General features: G+C 40.8%; 18 protein-coding genes. 7 read left to right on the top strand and 11 right to left on the bottom strand.

The features are described 5' to 3' along the window. The first annotated feature begins 2 nt into the window (after positions 1-2). The 4 genes from OWEHO_RS11370 to OWEHO_RS11355 all read left to right on the top strand — a co-directional run bounded on the left by OWEHO_RS11370 (position 3) and on the right by OWEHO_RS11355 (position 3920). On the top strand, positions 3-434 hold the full coding sequence (locus OWEHO_RS11370) for a GNAT family N-acetyltransferase (protein WP_014202624.1): 432 nt from the start codon (positions 3-5) through the stop codon (positions 432-434). Positions 435-550: 116 nt separating this feature from the next. Then, on the top strand, positions 551-1684 hold the full coding sequence (locus OWEHO_RS11365) for a M20 metallopeptidase family protein (protein ID WP_014202623.1): 1134 nt from the start codon (positions 551-553) through the stop codon (positions 1682-1684). Then, the gene (alr, locus tag OWEHO_RS11360) at positions 1681-2838 is read left to right on the top strand and encodes an alanine racemase (RefSeq protein ID WP_014202622.1); all 1158 of its coding nucleotides are present in this window, start codon (positions 1681-1683) and stop codon (positions 2836-2838) included. The genes OWEHO_RS11365 and alr overlap by 4 nt, the downstream gene beginning before the upstream one ends. Positions 2839-2849: 11 nt before the next feature. Then, complete coding sequence (locus OWEHO_RS11355) at positions 2850-3920, top strand: alanine racemase (RefSeq protein ID WP_014202621.1); 1071 nt, start codon at positions 2850-2852, stop codon at positions 3918-3920. A gap of 25 nt (positions 3921-3945) precedes the next feature. On the opposite strand, the gene OWEHO_RS11350 is transcribed toward OWEHO_RS11355, so the two are convergent. Beyond that, positions 3946-4476: a hypothetical protein gene (locus OWEHO_RS11350; protein WP_014202620.1), complete on the bottom strand. Its 531-nt coding sequence runs from the start codon at positions 4474-4476 to the stop codon at positions 3946-3948. Positions 4477-4535: 59 nt separating this feature from the next. Further along, positions 4536-5063: a DUF421 domain-containing protein gene (locus OWEHO_RS11345; RefSeq protein WP_014202619.1), complete on the bottom strand. Its 528-nt coding sequence runs from the start codon at positions 5061-5063 to the stop codon at positions 4536-4538. Between the two features lie 124 nt (positions 5064-5187). Here OWEHO_RS11345 and OWEHO_RS11340 point away from each other — a divergent pair, with 124 nt between their 5' ends. Continuing rightward, positions 5188-6549, top strand: coding sequence for an MATE family efflux transporter (locus OWEHO_RS11340; RefSeq protein ID WP_014202618.1), 1362 nt, complete (start codon positions 5188-5190; stop codon positions 6547-6549). Positions 6550-6563: 14 nt separating this feature from the next. On the opposite strand, the gene OWEHO_RS11335 is transcribed toward OWEHO_RS11340, so the two are convergent. The 5 genes from OWEHO_RS11335 to OWEHO_RS11315 form a co-directional block, all read right to left on the bottom strand. After that, on the bottom strand, positions 6564-7163 hold the full coding sequence (locus OWEHO_RS11335) for a hypothetical protein (RefSeq protein WP_014202617.1): 600 nt from the start codon (positions 7161-7163) through the stop codon (positions 6564-6566). Between the two features lie 110 nt (positions 7164-7273). Further along, a complete protein-coding gene (locus OWEHO_RS11330) occupies positions 7274-7690 on the bottom strand; it encodes an SRPBCC family protein (RefSeq protein WP_014202616.1) in 417 nt (138 codons plus the stop codon). Positions 7691-7692: 2 nt separating this feature from the next. Further along, positions 7693-8115: a VOC family protein gene (locus OWEHO_RS11325; RefSeq protein ID WP_014202615.1), complete on the bottom strand. Its 423-nt coding sequence runs from the start codon at positions 8113-8115 to the stop codon at positions 7693-7695. 28 nt (positions 8116-8143) lie between these two features. Then, entirely contained in the window at positions 8144-8647 is a 504-nt protein-coding gene (locus tag OWEHO_RS11320; RefSeq protein WP_014202614.1) for an SRPBCC family protein, read from the bottom strand. Beyond that, positions 8637-8963 (bottom strand): ArsR/SmtB family transcription factor, encoded by a 327-nt coding sequence (locus OWEHO_RS11315; RefSeq protein WP_014202613.1) that lies wholly within the window; start codon positions 8961-8963, stop codon positions 8637-8639. The genes OWEHO_RS11320 and OWEHO_RS11315 overlap by 11 nt, the downstream gene beginning before the upstream one ends. 166 nt (positions 8964-9129) lie before the next feature. Here OWEHO_RS11315 and OWEHO_RS11310 point away from each other — a divergent pair, with 166 nt between their 5' ends. Continuing rightward, positions 9130-10977 carry a CHRD domain-containing protein gene (locus OWEHO_RS11310; protein WP_014202612.1) on the top strand — a complete coding sequence of 616 codons (1848 nt, stop codon included), beginning with the start codon at positions 9130-9132 and terminating at the stop codon, positions 10975-10977. Between the two features lie 86 nt (positions 10978-11063). On the opposite strand, the gene OWEHO_RS11305 is transcribed toward OWEHO_RS11310, so the two are convergent. The 3 genes from OWEHO_RS11305 to OWEHO_RS11295 all read right to left on the bottom strand — a co-directional run bounded on the left by OWEHO_RS11305 (position 11064) and on the right by OWEHO_RS11295 (position 13432). Beyond that, on the bottom strand, positions 11064-12281 hold the full coding sequence (locus OWEHO_RS11305; RefSeq protein ID WP_014202611.1) for an Ntn hydrolase family protein: 1218 nt from the start codon (positions 12279-12281) through the stop codon (positions 11064-11066). Positions 12282-12433: 152 nt separating this feature from the next. Beyond that, positions 12434-12802 (bottom strand): DUF1428 domain-containing protein, encoded by a 369-nt coding sequence (locus OWEHO_RS11300; protein WP_014202610.1) that lies wholly within the window; start codon positions 12800-12802, stop codon positions 12434-12436. An 18-nt stretch (positions 12803-12820) separates the two neighbouring features. Further along, a complete protein-coding gene (locus OWEHO_RS11295) occupies positions 12821-13432 on the bottom strand; it encodes a hypothetical protein (RefSeq protein ID WP_014202609.1) in 612 nt (203 codons plus the stop codon). 337 nt (positions 13433-13769) lie between these two features. On the opposite strand from OWEHO_RS11295, the gene OWEHO_RS11290 reads away from it, so the two are divergent. After that, positions 13770-15461: an FAD/NAD(P)-binding protein gene (locus OWEHO_RS11290; protein WP_014202608.1), complete on the top strand. Its 1692-nt coding sequence runs from the start codon at positions 13770-13772 to the stop codon at positions 15459-15461. A 183-nt stretch (positions 15462-15644) separates the two neighbouring features. Here the strand turns inward: OWEHO_RS11290 and rhuM are convergent, their stop codons facing one another. Then, entirely contained in the window at positions 15645-16625 is a 981-nt protein-coding gene (rhuM, locus tag OWEHO_RS11285) for a RhuM family protein (protein ID WP_014202607.1), read from the bottom strand. Positions 16626-16755: the final 130 nt, after the last annotated feature.

Here is a 16755-nt window from a genome sequence, read left to right as displayed (position 1 = left end):
AAATGAATATTACAAGAATAGAATCGAAAGATGGAGAGCATAGTACTTTCACTAAGGATAAAGTAGCCGATTTTCTCTTTGAGCATTTAGAGCAATATGGTGACGAGAGAGTCGATATAATGAAGTGCTTGAATTATGTTTTCACCAAAGGAGGGTCGATAACGGTAGCGCATGAAGATGACACCATAAAAGGTGCCGTAGTGCTGAATGATACAGGAATGGAAGGCTATATCCCTGAAAATATTTTGGTGTACATAGCAGTACATAATAGCACACGTGGCCAAGGAGTAGGAGGAAAGCTGATTGAAGATGTGCAGAGTAAAACCAAGGGTGACATCGCGTTGCATGTGGAGCCGGACAATCCTGCCAAAAAGCTTTACGAAAAGTTGGGCTTTACCAATAAGTATCTGGAGATGCGGTATAAAGGGAAATAGAACATAGAAAATGGCACGCGGATAACACTGATGAGACTGATTTGAGCGGAAAGAGTGTAAAACTAATCGGTGATAATCCGCACAACCCGTGAAATCAGCGGTCTAATTTTGAGAAAATGACAGCAGAAGATTTAAAGCAAATACGTAGACATTTACATAAACACCCTGAAGTTTCTACCGAAGAGGTGGAGACACAGCGCTACGTGAAAAAGCATTTGGAAAAGCTGAATCACGATGGCTTGCAGGAAGTGGGGAAAACAGGATTGGTTCTGTTCTTTAAAGGAAAAGTTGTCGGAAAGAAAATTCTGCTTCGTGGTGATATGGACGCTTTACCCATTCAGGAGATAAATGACTTTGAGTACAAATCGGTAAATGAAGGTGTTTCTCACAAATGTGGTCATGATGGGCATACTACCATTTTGTTGGGGGTAGCAAATCACCTTTCGGAGAATAGACCAGAGAAAGGCGAGGTGTGTTTGGTATTTCAACCAGCTGAAGAAAATGGCAAGGGAGCGAAGGCGATTTTGGAAGACCCCAATTTTAGCTTTGATGCGGATAAAGCCTATGCGCTCCACAATTTGCCGGGCTATCCATTGCATAAAGTGGTTTGCAGAAAATCGAGTTTTACGGCTGCGGCCAAAAGTGTGATTTTTAAACTCAATGGAAAAACCTCTCACGCTGCGGAACCCGAAAAAGGCATCAATCCGGGACTGGCGATTTCTGAGATTTTACAGCTTAGCGAAAGCTTATCGGAAAAGGATATCAATAAGGATGATTTCCGATTGATTACCATGGTGCATGTGGAAATGGGTGAGAAAGCCTATGGCATTTCTGCGGGATATGGTGAAGTTCATTTTACCCTGCGCACGTGGCGAAATGACGTTATGCAAATGCTGGATAAAAATTTGGTTGAGGCCGTAGAACACATTTGCGCCAAGCAAAACCTAAGACTCGATAAAGAATACTTGGAGATATTTCATGCCAACGATAATGACGAGGGAGCCTATGAAATAATAAAACAGGCGGCCGCCAATAATAGCCTTAGCTTTGAAAATCGCGAAACGCCTTTCAAATGGGGCGAGGATTTTGGCTTATTTACTGAAAAGTATAAAGGCGCCATGTTTGGAATTGGCTCGGGCGAAAACTGTCCGGCACTACACAATCCCGATTATGACTATCCGGATGAAATTACGGAAACGGGAATCAAAATGTTTACTGAAATATTAGCTCTGTCGCAGCAAGAAGTATGATGGAAAACACCAGCTACATTGAGCTTAGCCGAAAGGCTGTGCAAAATAATTTTGACTACCTCCGAGAAATTATAGGAGATAGAGTCACCATTTCGCATGTGGTGAAAGGCAATGCCTATGGCCACGGAATAAACACTTATGTTCCCTTGGCGGTAGAGCTTGGCGCTAAGCATTTTTCCACCTTTGATGCACACGAGGCTCATCAGGTGTACAATGCTGTAAATGGCGATGCCACTTTGATGGTGATGGGCATGATTGATAATGAGGAGCTGGAGTGGGCGATTGAGCATCAAATTGAATTCTTCATTTTTGATATTGATCGGCTGAAAAAAGCGATTTCTGCCGCCAGAAAAATGAAGACTCAAGCCAGGGTTCACATAGAGTTGGAAACTGGGATGAACCGAACAGGCTTTGAAAAAGATCAAATGGCTGAGGTGATCAAAATCATTAAAGCCAATGCTGAGGTACTATTCATAAAAGGTATTTGTACACATTACGCAGGAGCGGAGAGCTATGCAAATTTCTTTAGAGTGAAAGATCAGTTTCAGCGTTTTAAGAAAGGTGTAAAACGTTTAGAAAAAAATGACATTCAGGCGGAAGCCTTACATGCAGCATGCAGTGCCGCTGCGGTGCGTTTTCCAAAATCGCGGTTGGATATGGTGCGTATTGGAATTATGCAGTACGGTTTTTGGCCTTCAACGGAAACGTATATTGAAAAAGTGAAGCCTACTCAAATACTAGGAGAAGATCCCCTGCAAAGGGTGATAAGCTGGAAGAGTAGAGTGATGAATATAAAACATGTGAAGCAGGGCGAATATGTGGGCTATGGAACCAGCTATTTGGCCACTTCAGATATAAAAGTTGCCACAGTGCCGGTTGGCTATGGTCACGGTTTTAGCCGTTCATTAAGTAATACAGGCCGTGCTTTGGTGCGCGAAGTGCGTGTGCCGGTAATTGGCACGGTAAATATGAATATGATGCTGCTGGACGTTTCGCAGGTGGATAATACTGAGAAAGGTGATGAAGTGGTGCTCATTGGTAATCAAGGAGAAATGAGCATTTCTGTATCTTCATTCAGTGATTATAGCGATCAATTGAACTACGAACTTTTGACAAGACTCCCTCATGATATACCGAGGTATATTGTGGAATAACAAAACATAAAATGGCCTATTTAACATTAGATAGAAAGAAACTCAAAACGAATTACGATTACCTGAATAAGCTTTTTAAAAGTAATGGCATAGAGTGGGCAATAGTTACCAAAATGCTGTGCGGATATGAGCCTTATATTAAGGAAGTGCTCAACCTTGGCATTAAGGAAGTTTGCGATGCCCGTATCAGTAATCTTAGAAAGATAAAGGAGATGGCTCCTGATGTAGAAACGGTGTATATAAAGCCGCCTGCTAAGCGGGCTATTGGTGATATTGTAAAATATGCGGATGCCAGTTTTAACACAGAATTTCATACCATAAAACTTCTTTCTGAAGAAGCTGGCCGACAAGGGAAGGTTCACAAAGTAATCATCATGATAGAGCTAGGCGACTTACGCGAAGGTGTGATGGGCGACCATTTGATGGATTTTTATGAAAGTGTGTTTGAGCTGCCAAACATTGAGGTTACCGGAATTGGTAGTAATCTAAATTGCCTGCATGGTGTGATGCCGAGCCATGATAAGTTTATTCAACTTTCGCTATACAAGCAATTGATAGAAGCCAAGTTTAACCGCAAAATTCCATGGGTTACGGGCGGCACTTCTGTAGTAATTCCGCTGATAGATTTACACCAACTGCCAGCGGGTGTAAATCACTTTAGGGTGGGGGAGACGCTTTACTTCGGAACCGACTTGGTACACCAAACTATTTTTGAGGGAATGGAGCATGATGTGCTTCGACTGTATGCTGAGATTATTGAAATTACCGAAAAGCCAGTGGTGCCCATCGGTACTATGGAAGCCAACCCTAGTGGAGAAACATACGAGATAAACGAAGAGGATTATGGTCGTACCACCCACCGCTGTATTTTGGACGTTGGGCTCCTCGACATCAATTCAGATTACTTGATTCCTGAAGACAAGACTTTTGAATTTGTAGGCGCTAGCAGCGATATGCTGGTATTGGACATTGATGATAATGACCAAGGCTACAAAGTGGGAGACCTCATTCCTTTTGACCTAAAATATATGGGCGCGCTTACGCTGCTTAACTCGAGTTATATTGGGAAGAGGGTGATATAGCAACGGCACCATCCTCAATAAGTTTTTATTGACCTAGAATTTCGGCATCTACAAAGAAGACTGAATGAACATCAATTGTGTGATCAGAACTCATAGCCTCGTCAGTAATTGTATTTAGTCTTAGTTTGAATTCATCTTTTTTAATGAATTCCTGTAAATCCGCATCAGTAGTTTCTAGCTGGATGCTGCTTTTGTTTTCAGGAATATTATCTCCCCAGGCAATTCTTCTCTCAGACAAACCCTCAGCAGATATGTAAACATCAATAGATTTTAAAAAGCTGAAATCTGAATTAGAGGGTGAACTAACAGTCAGTTCCAATTCAATTAACTGTATTTCTTCGATAAGATCCTTTCGCGTATCATTTACAGCAAACGCAGACTCTGAGTTGGATTCAACCTCAGGGGTAAACAAATTGAAAGGAAGGTTCAGGCCGCTGGAAGAAGGAATAACAACGCTTTCATTGTATTCCATTTCAAACTGTGTCAACTCGTCTATCTTTTTGCAAGCAACTGTAGATATAAAAACAATAGCGGTAAGTAAGAGTAATTTTTTCATGGTAAAAATGTATTTGACTTTAAAGGGCTAAGGTAACACAAGTGAAAATGTTAACTAATCTACTTTCTCTTAACAACCCCTTGCAGCAGCCTCTCTTCAAAATGATCATCATTAGAAGAAGCGCGGTGCAAAACGGAAATATCACCAGTTGATTCCAAAACTACAGCTACAATCTGATCATAGTTGAGAACATTAGCTTCACGCAGTTTGGCAACCACTTGGCCTTCCTGAACCTTAGCAGATTTTAAATTATCATACAACATTTTGGAACCATCCATTAATAGAACAGGATCGTTGGAAATAAGATTGTCAAAGGGTTTATACTTTTTCTGAAGTGCCGAGAAAACATAAGTTAAACCTAGAAGCGCGCCTATAGCAATGAAACCTTGGACTACAGAAGTGGAGGATGTTAAAACCGAAGAAATAATGCTACCTACGGCTATGGTTACAGCGAAATCGTACACAGTAAATTTTGCGAAAGACCTTAAGCCAATTATTCGAGTTAACAAGATTATCAATACAAAAGCGATAATAGATCCAGCGATGGTTTCTAGCAAGGGGTCAGTGGGCGAGTATATCCAATCCATAATTCTTATTTTTTGTTAGAAACTGTAAGTGTTTCATATTATCTAATAGATAAAGCCCTTAGCTGATTACATTGTTCTATGAGCTTAGATTTAATCTTACCACACTGCGTACTTTTGCGCCTTCATGAAAAAAGAGAAAGACCTAACTACAGGCAGTATTTTCAAATCACTGGTTTTTTTGGCTTGGCCCATTATTATGGCCAATGTGCTGCAAACCATGTATCAGCTTATAGATACATTTTGGCTTGGCCGCTTAGGTGCAAATGCGGTGGCCAGTGTGAGTTTGAGCTTTCCCATTTTGTTTTTGGTACTTTCCTTAGGTGGTGGTCTTACCTTGGCGGGGACCGTGATTGTGGCGCAGCACAAAGGGGCTAATAATCAGAAAAAGGTAAACTACAGCTCATCGCAAACGGTGATGGTCATTTTTCTTATTTCCATCTTGCTGGCTTTTGTAGGTTACTTTTCAGCCAGCCCACTTATGAAGTTTGTGGGTGCTGGGCCAGAGGTGTTTCAAGATTCCGTGGACTATTTTCAGGTCTCATCCTGGGGGTTCATCTTCTTGTTTATGTTTTTCGTTTTTCAGTCGCTTATGCGCGGGATTGGCGAAGTATTTATGCCCATGTACATTGTACTGGCCACAGTACTTCTCAATTTGGTTTTAGACCCACTTTTCATTTTTGGCTATGGCCCAATAGAAGGACAAGGTGTTGCGGGAGCTGCTGTGGCAAGCATCATTACGCAAGGGCTTTCGGCAGTTGCGGGGCTATGGATTTTATTTAGAGGCTCGTATGGCATTCGCATTAAGTTCAGTCAAATGAAGCCCGATTTTAAATGGATAAAAAAACTGTTTCAGCTTGGTATTCCTTCCAGTTTGGATCAATCGAGCCGAGCTGCGGGTATGACGGTGATGGTAATGCTGGTAACGGGCTATGGTAGCGAAATAGTGGCGGCCTATGGTGTGGGCGCTCGCATATTGAGTTTGGTAATTGTGCCAGCTCTGGGCTTTGCCATGGCTACCACTAGTTTGGTTGGCCAAAATTTCGGTGCCGGAAAAATTGTGCGAACAGAAAAAGTAGCGAACCTTAGTGCTATGATTGCCTTAGTCGGTCTTACTAGCGTAGGGCTTATTTTCTTCTTTTTTGCTGAAGCTATTATTGCCTTTTTCGTGCCGGGAGATGAGCAAGTGATACGTGATGGAGCATTATTTATAAAAATAATGGCGCCAAGCTTTGGCCTTTTAGGAGTTCAGCAAGTTCTCAATGGTGCTTTTAACGGTGTGGGCATGACCACGGTTTCTATGCTGATTTCCATATTCAGTTTGTGGATAGTTCGCTTCCCGTTGGCATGGATGCTTTCCGAAAAAACAACTTTGAGCTATGAAGGTATTTGGTGGGCATTTCCCGCCTCTAACTTACTGGCGGCTATTGTGGCTTTCGCTTATTTCAAATCTGGAACCTGGAAGAAGAGAAAACCAGTAAGGCATTAAAATACTCAGATGCCTTACATCAACCGCAGTTTAAAATATTTATACCCGCCCTCTACACCGGTGGTGGTACGAGAGCCTTCATACACCTTAAGGGCAACAGTGTTTTCGTTAATCCAAAAAAGATCCTCAATTGACCAATTGTACAAGTGGTGAGCAAGTTCATCATGGATAGCTTTAAGACCTGTATCATTACTTAGGTTATAGCTAACAATTTCCGCTCTATGAAAATAATAACTGGTGTAATCGGGGCCGTCATAAGAGGAGTATATAACGAAGCGCTCATTGGATGGTGAAAATACAATTCCCATTACGCCTTGGTCAAACCCTGAAGGAAGCTGCATTTTGTGTTTGCTTTTCTTTTCTACCAAGTAGGTCTCGCATATTTCATCACATTCACTATCCATAGTTAGCCCAAGCTCTTCAAGTTTGTCAAGCGGCTCCTTGGTATCTCTTTGAGTAAACTTGAGCATGGCATTCATGTAGGCATTGGAAGAAATTTTTACCAAATGGCGATCTACCGCCAAGGAGTCATCATACATCTGGGCATATGCCTGACTAAAATAACAAGAAGCTAAAAGGAAGATGAGTTGAGGTAAGGAGTATTTTTTTAGCATAAAATTCTGAAGGCAAGGTTTGTCTCCTTAAATCTACAAGAAAATTTGCGTGTAGAAAAAAGCGACTTAGAATAATACTAAGCCGTTAACTAAATGGATGTTATAGCTAGCTAGCCAGCCTCCACATACTTTTTAAAATTATTGAGAATTGCCTGCCAGCCATCTTTTTGCATTTCAATTGGGTTCTCGGTTTCCGCATCAAAAACGATGATTATTTGAGTACCGCTTTCAGTTTCCTTAAAAGTAATATCCACTTTGCGACCATCCGTAAGCGAGTATACCATTTTGTGAGGAGATTCTAGCTCATCATACAGAGCTTCAAAATCAAAACCGAAACTGCCATCTTTGGCTTCCATACGAGCGGAGTATTTTCCACCTACACGAAGGTCATTTTCAGCACTTGGGCAACACCATGATGGGTCGGCAAAGTTCCACTGTGTAATGTGCTTGGGCTGGGTGTAATAATCCCAAACCTTTTGAGGGCTGGCGTTTACTGCCGCTTCAATGGTGATTTTTTCGAAATTCATAGCTATGCTTTTAAAAGTGTTTCAATATCAAATTTCTGCATTTTCAAAAATGCCTGAGTAACTCTTGGAGCTCTGTCAGGGTCGGACATTAGCTCACCCAAAATAGAGGGAACCACTTGCCATGAAACTCCGTATTTGTCGGCAAGCCAGCCGCATTTATCGTAGCGCCCAGCTTGCCCAAGGGTTTCCCAATAATGGTCTATTTCATCCTGGTTTTCACATTCTATCACATAAGAACTGGCCGGAGTGTGTTTGTATTTTGGGCCGCCATTTAAGGCCATAAATTTCGTCCCGTTCAGTTCAAAGTTTACAACAACAGGGTTAGCACTCAGAATTTTTGATTCCTTAAAAATGGAACAGTAAAAGTCTGCTGCTTCCTGTGCATTATTGTCAAACCAAAGGCAGGGATATATTTTCTTGGTCATGTTGCAGGTTTTTAGATTGAAACGAATTTTACTTGCTGTTTGCCAGCACCTCATCAAGGTTACCAAGAGCCATGGTAAACCCTTCTTTAAAGCCCATTTCGATTACTTTTTCAAGATCTGCGAGGCTATCATATTTTGCTACAATCGAAACAAGGGTTTTATCAGCAGTTTGCTCTGTGAATGTATTTGTCCAAAGCGTTCTTGGCATTGCTGTATTCGTAGTGCCGTTTTCATCACAAAAAGCATCCAAAGCTGAATAATTTTGCTTGGTGTGAATGGTTTGATAATCGTTTTTGCACCAGTGTTTATCACCTTCAGGGCTTATCATATAATACAGCCACATCCCGCCTTCTCTAAAGTCCATCGACTTAGTTACCGTCTTGTATGGTTTTGGCGCCCACCATTGATCCAGAATTTCGGGTTTAGTCCAGGCGTCCCAGGTTAGATCCAGGTCAGCAGCAAATTCACGCTGTACTTTTACTGTGTTGGTTTCCTTGTCTACTTGGAAATCAAATTGAAGATTACTTTTCATTTTGGTCTTTTTTAAGGGTTACTAATATATCGTCTAGTTGATTAAAGCGGCTTTCCCAAATCTTTCTGAATTGCTCTAGCCAAACGTCTATCTGTTGCATTTTTTCTACCTCTAGCTGGTAGTATATTTCGCGCCCTTGTTGTTCTTGCTTTAGTAATTGGCATTCGCTAAGAATGCGGAGGTGCTTAGAAACGGCCTGCCTTGTCACTTCAAAGTGCTCGGCTATTGCATTTGGCGTCATGGCCTGTGTTGCTATCAGCACTATTATGGCTCTTCTTGTTGGGTCGGCTATAGCCTGAAATATATCCCTCCTCATAAATCAACATTTTAAGAAACTATTCGGTTGCAAATATATGCGCAACTAATTGGTTTCTCAAAATAATTATTGTGTTTTTTTAAAAATTCATTTTACCCTTACTCCAATCCAAGAAGTAAAAAAGGCCGTAACTCTTTATGTAAACCCTTAAAAATCAAATAGGATTATGAAAAAGATATACACTTTGATGCTGGCTTGTCTGGCATTTACATTTACGGCCACCGCTGCCCACCTTAGCGGAAATCTTTTGCTTACAGCAAAAATGACGGGGTCTCAAGAGGTTCCTGCGGTTACTACCAATGCTGTTGGCTTGGGAAGTTTTTTCCTTAATGAAGATATGGACACACTTTGTGTAAACATTACTGCTATCAACCTTTCGGGACCAATTACTGGTATTCACGTACACCAAGGTGCTGCGGGAACCAATGGTAGCGTAGTTACCAACCTTACACCATTTATAAATGGAAACAAGATTACCGCTACCCTTACCGGAAGCGACCTTACACCAGCCATGCTTAAGGCTTACCTGAAAGGAAACATGTATTTGAATGTACACACTGCCGCTAATCCAAATGGGGAAATCCGTGGACAGATTACTGTAGAAAGCGACTTTTCATACCATGCGGCTTTGGATGGAGCGCAGGAAGTACCTGCCGTAACGACCAACGCTATAGGTTTGGGGACTTTTGCTTTGTCCAAAACTTCAGAAGAAATGTTAGTTGAAGTAGTAGTTGATGGACTATCAGGTCCAATTACCGGAGCGCATTTACACAGAGCCCCAGCGGGAATGAACGGTGGTGTTTTGATAAACCTTACCCCTGGAATTACCGACAATAGAATTAGCATGAGCGTAGATCCAACAACTATTTTGGGAGCTTTAGATTCTGGTAATATTTACATCAATATTCATACAGCTGCTAATCCAAACGGAGAAATCAGAGGTCAACTGAAACTTGCGAAAAGTGTGCTGTACTTTGATGCTGTGCTAGACACCATGCAAGAAAACACGCCAGTAACCGCAGCTGGAAACCCAACGGGAGTGGCTTGGTTTAACCTAAGTGCAGGACTTGATACTTTAGATTATGATGTGTTAGTAGAAGATGTAACCGGGACACCCACTGGTGTACACCTTCACATGGGAACTGTGGGTAATGATGGCCCTGTGGTGCTAAATCTTACTCCAGGTATTAATGGAAACCATATTAAAGGGCAAATTACCGGAGCGGCTATTACTTCTCAAGTAGTGCATGATATGCTATCGGGTGCATTTTATGTAAATGTTCACACTGCTGCAAATGCCAATGGAGAGCTTAGAGGTCAAGTATATAGATTGGCTCGTGAAGGATACACGGCAAATTTAGAAGGCGCGCAAGAAGTACCGGCAGTAACAACTACTGCAACAGGTAACGGAATTGTGACTATTGATAGAAACCAAAGCAATGCCCACTATATGGTAGTTGCTGATGGCCTTAGCGGGAATGTTACTGGTGCTCACCTTCATGTAGCTGAAGCTGGAGCTAATGGTCCAGTAATCTTTAACCTTACCCCAGACTTTGCAGGTACGGGTACATCTGATGGTGCATTCGGATATTGGACGGATAATGATATGACAGCTTTTGTTACTCAAAATTCAGTACAGTTTAGAGGCGACAGCGTGTATTTTAATATTCATACCGCAGCCAACCCTGGTGGTGAAATAAGAGGACAAGCGATAAGAGGTTCTTTTTGCTTCCCGGAAAGCACCATTGGTATCAATGAAACAGAGTCTGTGATTGAAGGACTGAGCGTTTATCCAAACCCATCAATGAGTAATGAAATCAATATTGATTTTGTACCAAGCAGCGATGAGGTTTCAATAAACATAAATGATATCTCTGGCAAAAGCTTGATGAGCTACACTAGTTCTGCGGCCTCAGGAAACTTGGTAATAAACCCGGACCTGACAGGTGGAATTTACCTTATCACCATAAAAATGGGTAATAGCACCGAAACGGTGAAGTATATAAAACGATAGGTTGACTTGTGTTAAGCAACAACAGAGGGGAGGCAGAAGTGTCTCTCCTTTTTTTGTTTAATGGAGCCGTAGCCGTGAGTGATATTTTAATTCCAGAAATTGAATAAACCCCAATAGGCAAAGGCAATAATAGAAAGTAAGTAGATAAGATTATTGGCAACCAGCAGGCTCTTAATCCCAGCTTTTGCGCCCGCATTTCTAACAAAACGTATGGTATAAGTGAAAATGGGGACAGTTATGATTAAAAGAAGAAAGGGCATATATGAGGACATACTGATAAGGCTGGAACTGTAATGCTTGAAGGGAGCATCAAAGTAATAGATCCCAATATTTGTGGCTAATACGAAAAAATAGAAAGTTAGCGCCACGTTCAATCCTGAAATGAAAATCAGGTTTTTATAAGCTGAATCTGTTTTTCGGTTTCTTAAAGAAAAAACTATAAAACTAAAGGCGAGTAGTGTAAGAATGCCTGCCAGGATCACGAGTGAAACTCTAAGCGAGGCGGTATTAAAAGGTGTTTTGAAGCTTGCTAACCTTTCAAACTCAGGATTTGTGGGAAATAAACTGGCCACATTTATAATATGATCTCCTTGAGCTAGTTCGTCAGCAATATCAAACTGTACAGTAGAATCATAAGAATGGTAGAAGTACAGGTTTACAAGACCCTCCTTGGTGTCCCAAATGGAGGTGAGCAATGTGCCATCACCATTTCTACTTCTGCACACATGCATGGTGTCCGAAACAGCAGTGCAGAAATCCAGGGAAGCATTGGGTGTATGATTAGTTAATAAGTCTTCACCATTTCTGTAGCGTTCCAATTTTCGTGCTTTGTCATTGGTGGTTATGGATGGGCAAAAATTGGATAACACATAATACTGGTCACTCCCTTCAATTAAGTCATAAGGCTCCACCACCAAATAGTTGCCAGAACTATCAATATAAATGAACACATCACCTATAAATATGCTGTGATCATACTGCTCAATAAAGCGCTTCACATCTGCTACTGTAGCACAGGTGTGTAATATTTCAGTTAAATAGCTTACTTCATTCGTAATATTCTTTTTGTCACTTTTTTGATCGCTTTTAGGAAAATAAGAGACTAACCGAGAAAACGTGAGGCCAACGGTATTCATTCCTGATTGTGGTGCAAATTGGTTTGGCCCAACTTTTCGAGAACCCGTGAATGCTGCTCCGTATTCACTTTCGTTTTTAGCGGTTTCAAACCAAATTCTTGAAGTTGTTCTCCAGGCATCTTCATTGCAGCCCACCATTGTTTTTCCGTCAGCAGTTAATTTGTACATGCTGCATGCCTGGCTTTCATTTTGAAAAAAGAGCAGGAGAAATACGAGAATGAAAAATATAGGTGACGGGCTGATTTTCATAAGAATTAAACGAAGCTACTTAGATTTTAATTGTGATTAGAGCTTTGGCAAATCGAACCGGCATTGCTCAGCTATACAAGCGACTGGAATCCGCCATAAACCATGCGGGACGCATCAAAAATCAACTTTGACTTATCGGTCAATGGACCCACCAATTTTCCCATTCGTGGATCCTTAGGAACCTGTTTGTTGGCTTGGTCGCGAACTTCTTTTGAAGAAAATAAAGCCCAGCCAAATACCACCACTTCATCTTCCTGCAAATCCACAACTTCTGCGAAAGAACGTGTGCCTTCCAATTTTAAATCTTCTCCTACATATTCAAAGTAGGCAAGAGCGCCATATTCTTTCCAAATCTCAGCTACTTGTTCAGCTACAGCTTTGTATTCGTGTAGGTGCTTTCGTGGAATTGGAAGCATAAATCCGTCTATGTAATTGCTCATGTTGTTGTAATTTTAGAATTAGTCGAGGTTTTTGAGTGCACGCTCGTTTAGTTGCTGAGGCAAATGCTTTTCTAGCTCTTCAAAACTCACTTCTTGTACCGAAGATAAAGTGATATTGCCATTTGGGTGGCGATCCGAATAGGGAAGGTAAATTCCAAAGTTTTGATTGTTTCTAAAGGTGCCTAAAAGATATTCTTGATCCGATTGAGAATCTACTTTTACGATATAGTCTTTTGACGAATCTACTTTATTGATCCAATAGCCGTAAGATTCATCCGAAGCGATAGCGCTAAGAAAATCAATGGCTTGGTGAAAATCATGAAAGTTGGAACCCTGAATCTTAACCACCTCCCATTTTGAAGGCGTTTCTATTTTCTCCGATTGCAATCCCATAGAGTCTTGCAGCAATTTTCCTAGCTCTTCTGTCTTTTCAACTAGGTTCCGTTCACCCACAATCAGGTATTTCGTGTAGTTAGTAAAGTCAATTGGGTGCCAATGTGGATCGCTGGTAGGAACAGGAGGAACAATATGATGATGCGACTTCTTTTTTAATAGCCGGCTGCCAGGGCCAAATCTGAAATAGAAAAAAGCGATGCCCGCAATAATTCCTAGTATGCTTTTCGGGTCCATTTAGTTTTGTTTGAGTCAAATATATTGGAAAGAGTCAATGATTTGTGTTGGTTAGATAGAGCTTTCACCTAATGTATAATAGTAGTAGCAATCCAATAATTTCTGCAAAGAACTCAAAAGGGGACATTCTAATTCGTAAAATTTAAACTTGAGACTCATGATTATCATGATAAAAAAGTGAGGACACCAGCGAGACGCTATCCCCATCTGCGACTAGATTCTATCTACTCTATATATTTAAAAAAACATGTTGCAACTATTTAAGGTAAGACTATGTTAAGCAAGCACATGTGTCATTTAACACATACTTGATTAAACCTAAAATCACATCCCTGCATTGAAAAAAATAGCTCTAATAGGTGGTGGCCCTGCTGCACTATTTATGTTTAAACGCTTGGTGCAATCACCGTTGAAAAACATCGAAGTTTCCATTTTTGAGCAACATGAAAAATTAGGAGCAGGAATGCCTTACAGTAGATATGGTTCTTCAAAAGAGCATATTACCAACGTTTCTGATAATGAAATTCCCGAGCTGAAAGCGCCTATAAAAGATTGGCTGAGTCATGCGCCAACCGAAATGCGGATCGATTATTCAATATCTGAGAAAGAATTTAATGAGGACAAGGTTTTGCCTCGACTTTTATTTGGAGAGTACCTTTCGTCTCAGTTCGATTTGTTTTTGGCTGAAGCCAGGAAAAACAAGCTTCCAACTAATGTTTTTTACAATACTCGGGTAACGGATGTAGAAGATGTCCAAACCAAAAAGCAGGTTAAGGTAAGTGTTGAGAGCGGGGAGACTTTCATTTTTGATGAAGTAATAATTTGTACGGGCCACAGCTGGCCGTGTAAGGCGGAAGGGAGTATTACAAATTGGTTTGATTCTCCATATCCCCCTCAAAAGCTTTTCAAAAAAGCAAACTTTCCAATTGCCATAAAAGGGGCTTCGCTTACCGCCATAGATGCGGTACGAACACTTTCTCGTGCTAACGGCTGTTTTACTAAAAATTCAGATGATACCTATAGCTTTAAGCTGAACCCTGAAAGCGCAGGTTTTCATATCACCCTGCATGCTATTGACGGCCTGTTGCCTGCTATGCGATTTCATTTGGAAGACAATCATTTGGAGCCCGCCCATGTTTTGTCTCACGAAGAAATTTATGAGATCAAGCAAAAAAATAATGGGTTTGTTCCACTGGATTTGATTTACGAACTCAATTTCAAGCAGGTTATCCAAAGGAAAAACCCTGAACTGTTTGAAGAAATCAAAGAGATGAGCATTGAGGATTTTATTTCTTTTATGATGGAAAAGAGAAAAAAAATAGATGCATTTGCCCTCTTAAAAGCTGAGTATAAAGAAGCCGAGAAATCCATTAAAAGGCATGAGTCTGTAATTTGGAAGGAGGCACTAAGCACTTTGAGCTATGCGATAAATTATCCCGCTAAGCACTTTTCTGCCGAAGATATGATTCGGCTAAAAGAAAAGGTAATGCCTCTCATTTCTATAATTATTGCTTACATGCCTCAAAGTTCGGCTAGAGAACTAATGGCGCTTCATGAAGCTGGTCTTATTGAAGTTAAGGATGTAGATTCTTCCAGCAGTGTAGTGCCCGGCAAATCGGAAGGTGCCATTTATAAATATAGCCAGGGAGAGGAAAAATATTTTTCAATGTTTATAGATGCGGTAGGGCAGAGGCCCTTTTTCTATAATCAAATTCCGTTTGAAGGACTCAAAAAGAAAGAAACCATCAGTGCAGCTTATTTAAGGTTTGCTTCTAATTTACGTGGTGAAAAGGAAATGGAATCTGATACTAATGTCGTGCTGAAAGAAGAGTCGGGTGGATATTTACTACAGCTGCCGGGTATAAATATAAGCGACTTTTTCCAGCCTCTGGACGTTTATGGCGTTGCAAACCCTCGTTTATTTATAATGGCGGTTCCTTTTATTGCCGGTGTTAATCCTGACTATTCCGGTTTGGATTTTTGTGAGGCGGCATCTGAAAAAATAATTCAGAGAATGATGGAAAAGTAATGGGGAAAATGCTTTAGCCTAGAAGACTTGAGGTTTCTCAATGTAGTTCCGCTAGGGCAAATTGCTATAAAGCGGACACCCAACTTTTCGGGAAATTTATTCTTGAAGCTAATTATTGTGAATAGATAAAGATGGAGGGCACGAGCTAGACACTCGCGGTAGCGGAGGACATTGGAAAAATTCTCACTTGTTTCGATTCAAAATACTTACAATAAGGTTTTTCACAACATCCATCTCGTCTGGTTTGCTGGCGGCTGCGAAGAGAGTGATGCTTGCCAATGCTTCATTGCTAATTATCAGCGTGCCGTCATTATTTGAAAGTGCATTGTTGGTTTCAAGGAATAATAGAAAACATGCGGCTGCTATTCTCTTGTTCCCATCAGCAAATGCATGGTTTTTAATTATCAGATATAGAAGAGTTGCTGCTTTTTCTTCAATACTTGGGTAAAAATCTCGTTCTCCAAATCCTTTTGAAATCTGACCGATTGCACTTTCAAAGCTCTTATCCTTTTCAATCCCAAATACATCTGATTCGAATTCTAGTTTCATTTGATTTATTAAAGACTGATACTCGTTTCTTGTAGGGTAATGTGCGGTTTCTAGAGAAAGTCCTTTGCTATCGAGTCTCTCATGGTCATAATCGTCCAAAAGTGTCAGTCCCTTTGTAAACTGGGCGAGCCATTGAAACCCCTCTTCCTGCGCTGTTTCTTCTAAAGCTCTGCTGAGTATTTGTAACCCAGATTTCAAAACTTTTATTTCTTGATTCTTTTGCTCTAGTCGTTTTTCATTGATTGAATACCCCAGAATCAAATAATCTTTGAGCCGACTACTAGCCCACTGACGAAATTGTGTTCCTCGTATGGATTTGACTCTGTAGCCAACTGAAATAATAACATCAAGATTATAGTATTTGGTCGCTTTTGTCTGAGTTTTCCCTTCAATAGCGCCATGTTGAGTGGTGTGTGCAAAATCTGCACATACCATATTTTCATCTAATTCCCCTTCATTGAAAATATTCTTTATATGCCGTCCGATAACCGTTCTGTCTCGGTCAAACAATTTACCAAGTTGATCCTGATTTAGCCAAACTGTATCATTATCAAAAGTTACTTGAACCTCAGTTTGTCCGTCAGAACTTTGATAGATTTCTATTTCGCTATTCATTTTTAAATTGAAGCCAACGGTTTGTCCAAAATAATGGCGCGTTTAAAAGTACGTTTTTGTCGGCCGTAACCAAAGCTGGCCAATTGGCCTAAACCTTTCGTTTAGCTGTCAACCCGCGCTATTTTTTGCA

Source organism: Owenweeksia hongkongensis DSM 17368 (assembly GCF_000236705.1).
Taxonomy (GTDB): Bacteria; Bacteroidota; Bacteroidia; order Flavobacteriales; family Schleiferiaceae; genus Owenweeksia; species Owenweeksia hongkongensis.
The sequence above is the reverse complement of the archived record's forward strand: the minus strand, read 5'-3'. Positions and strand labels throughout refer to the sequence as shown.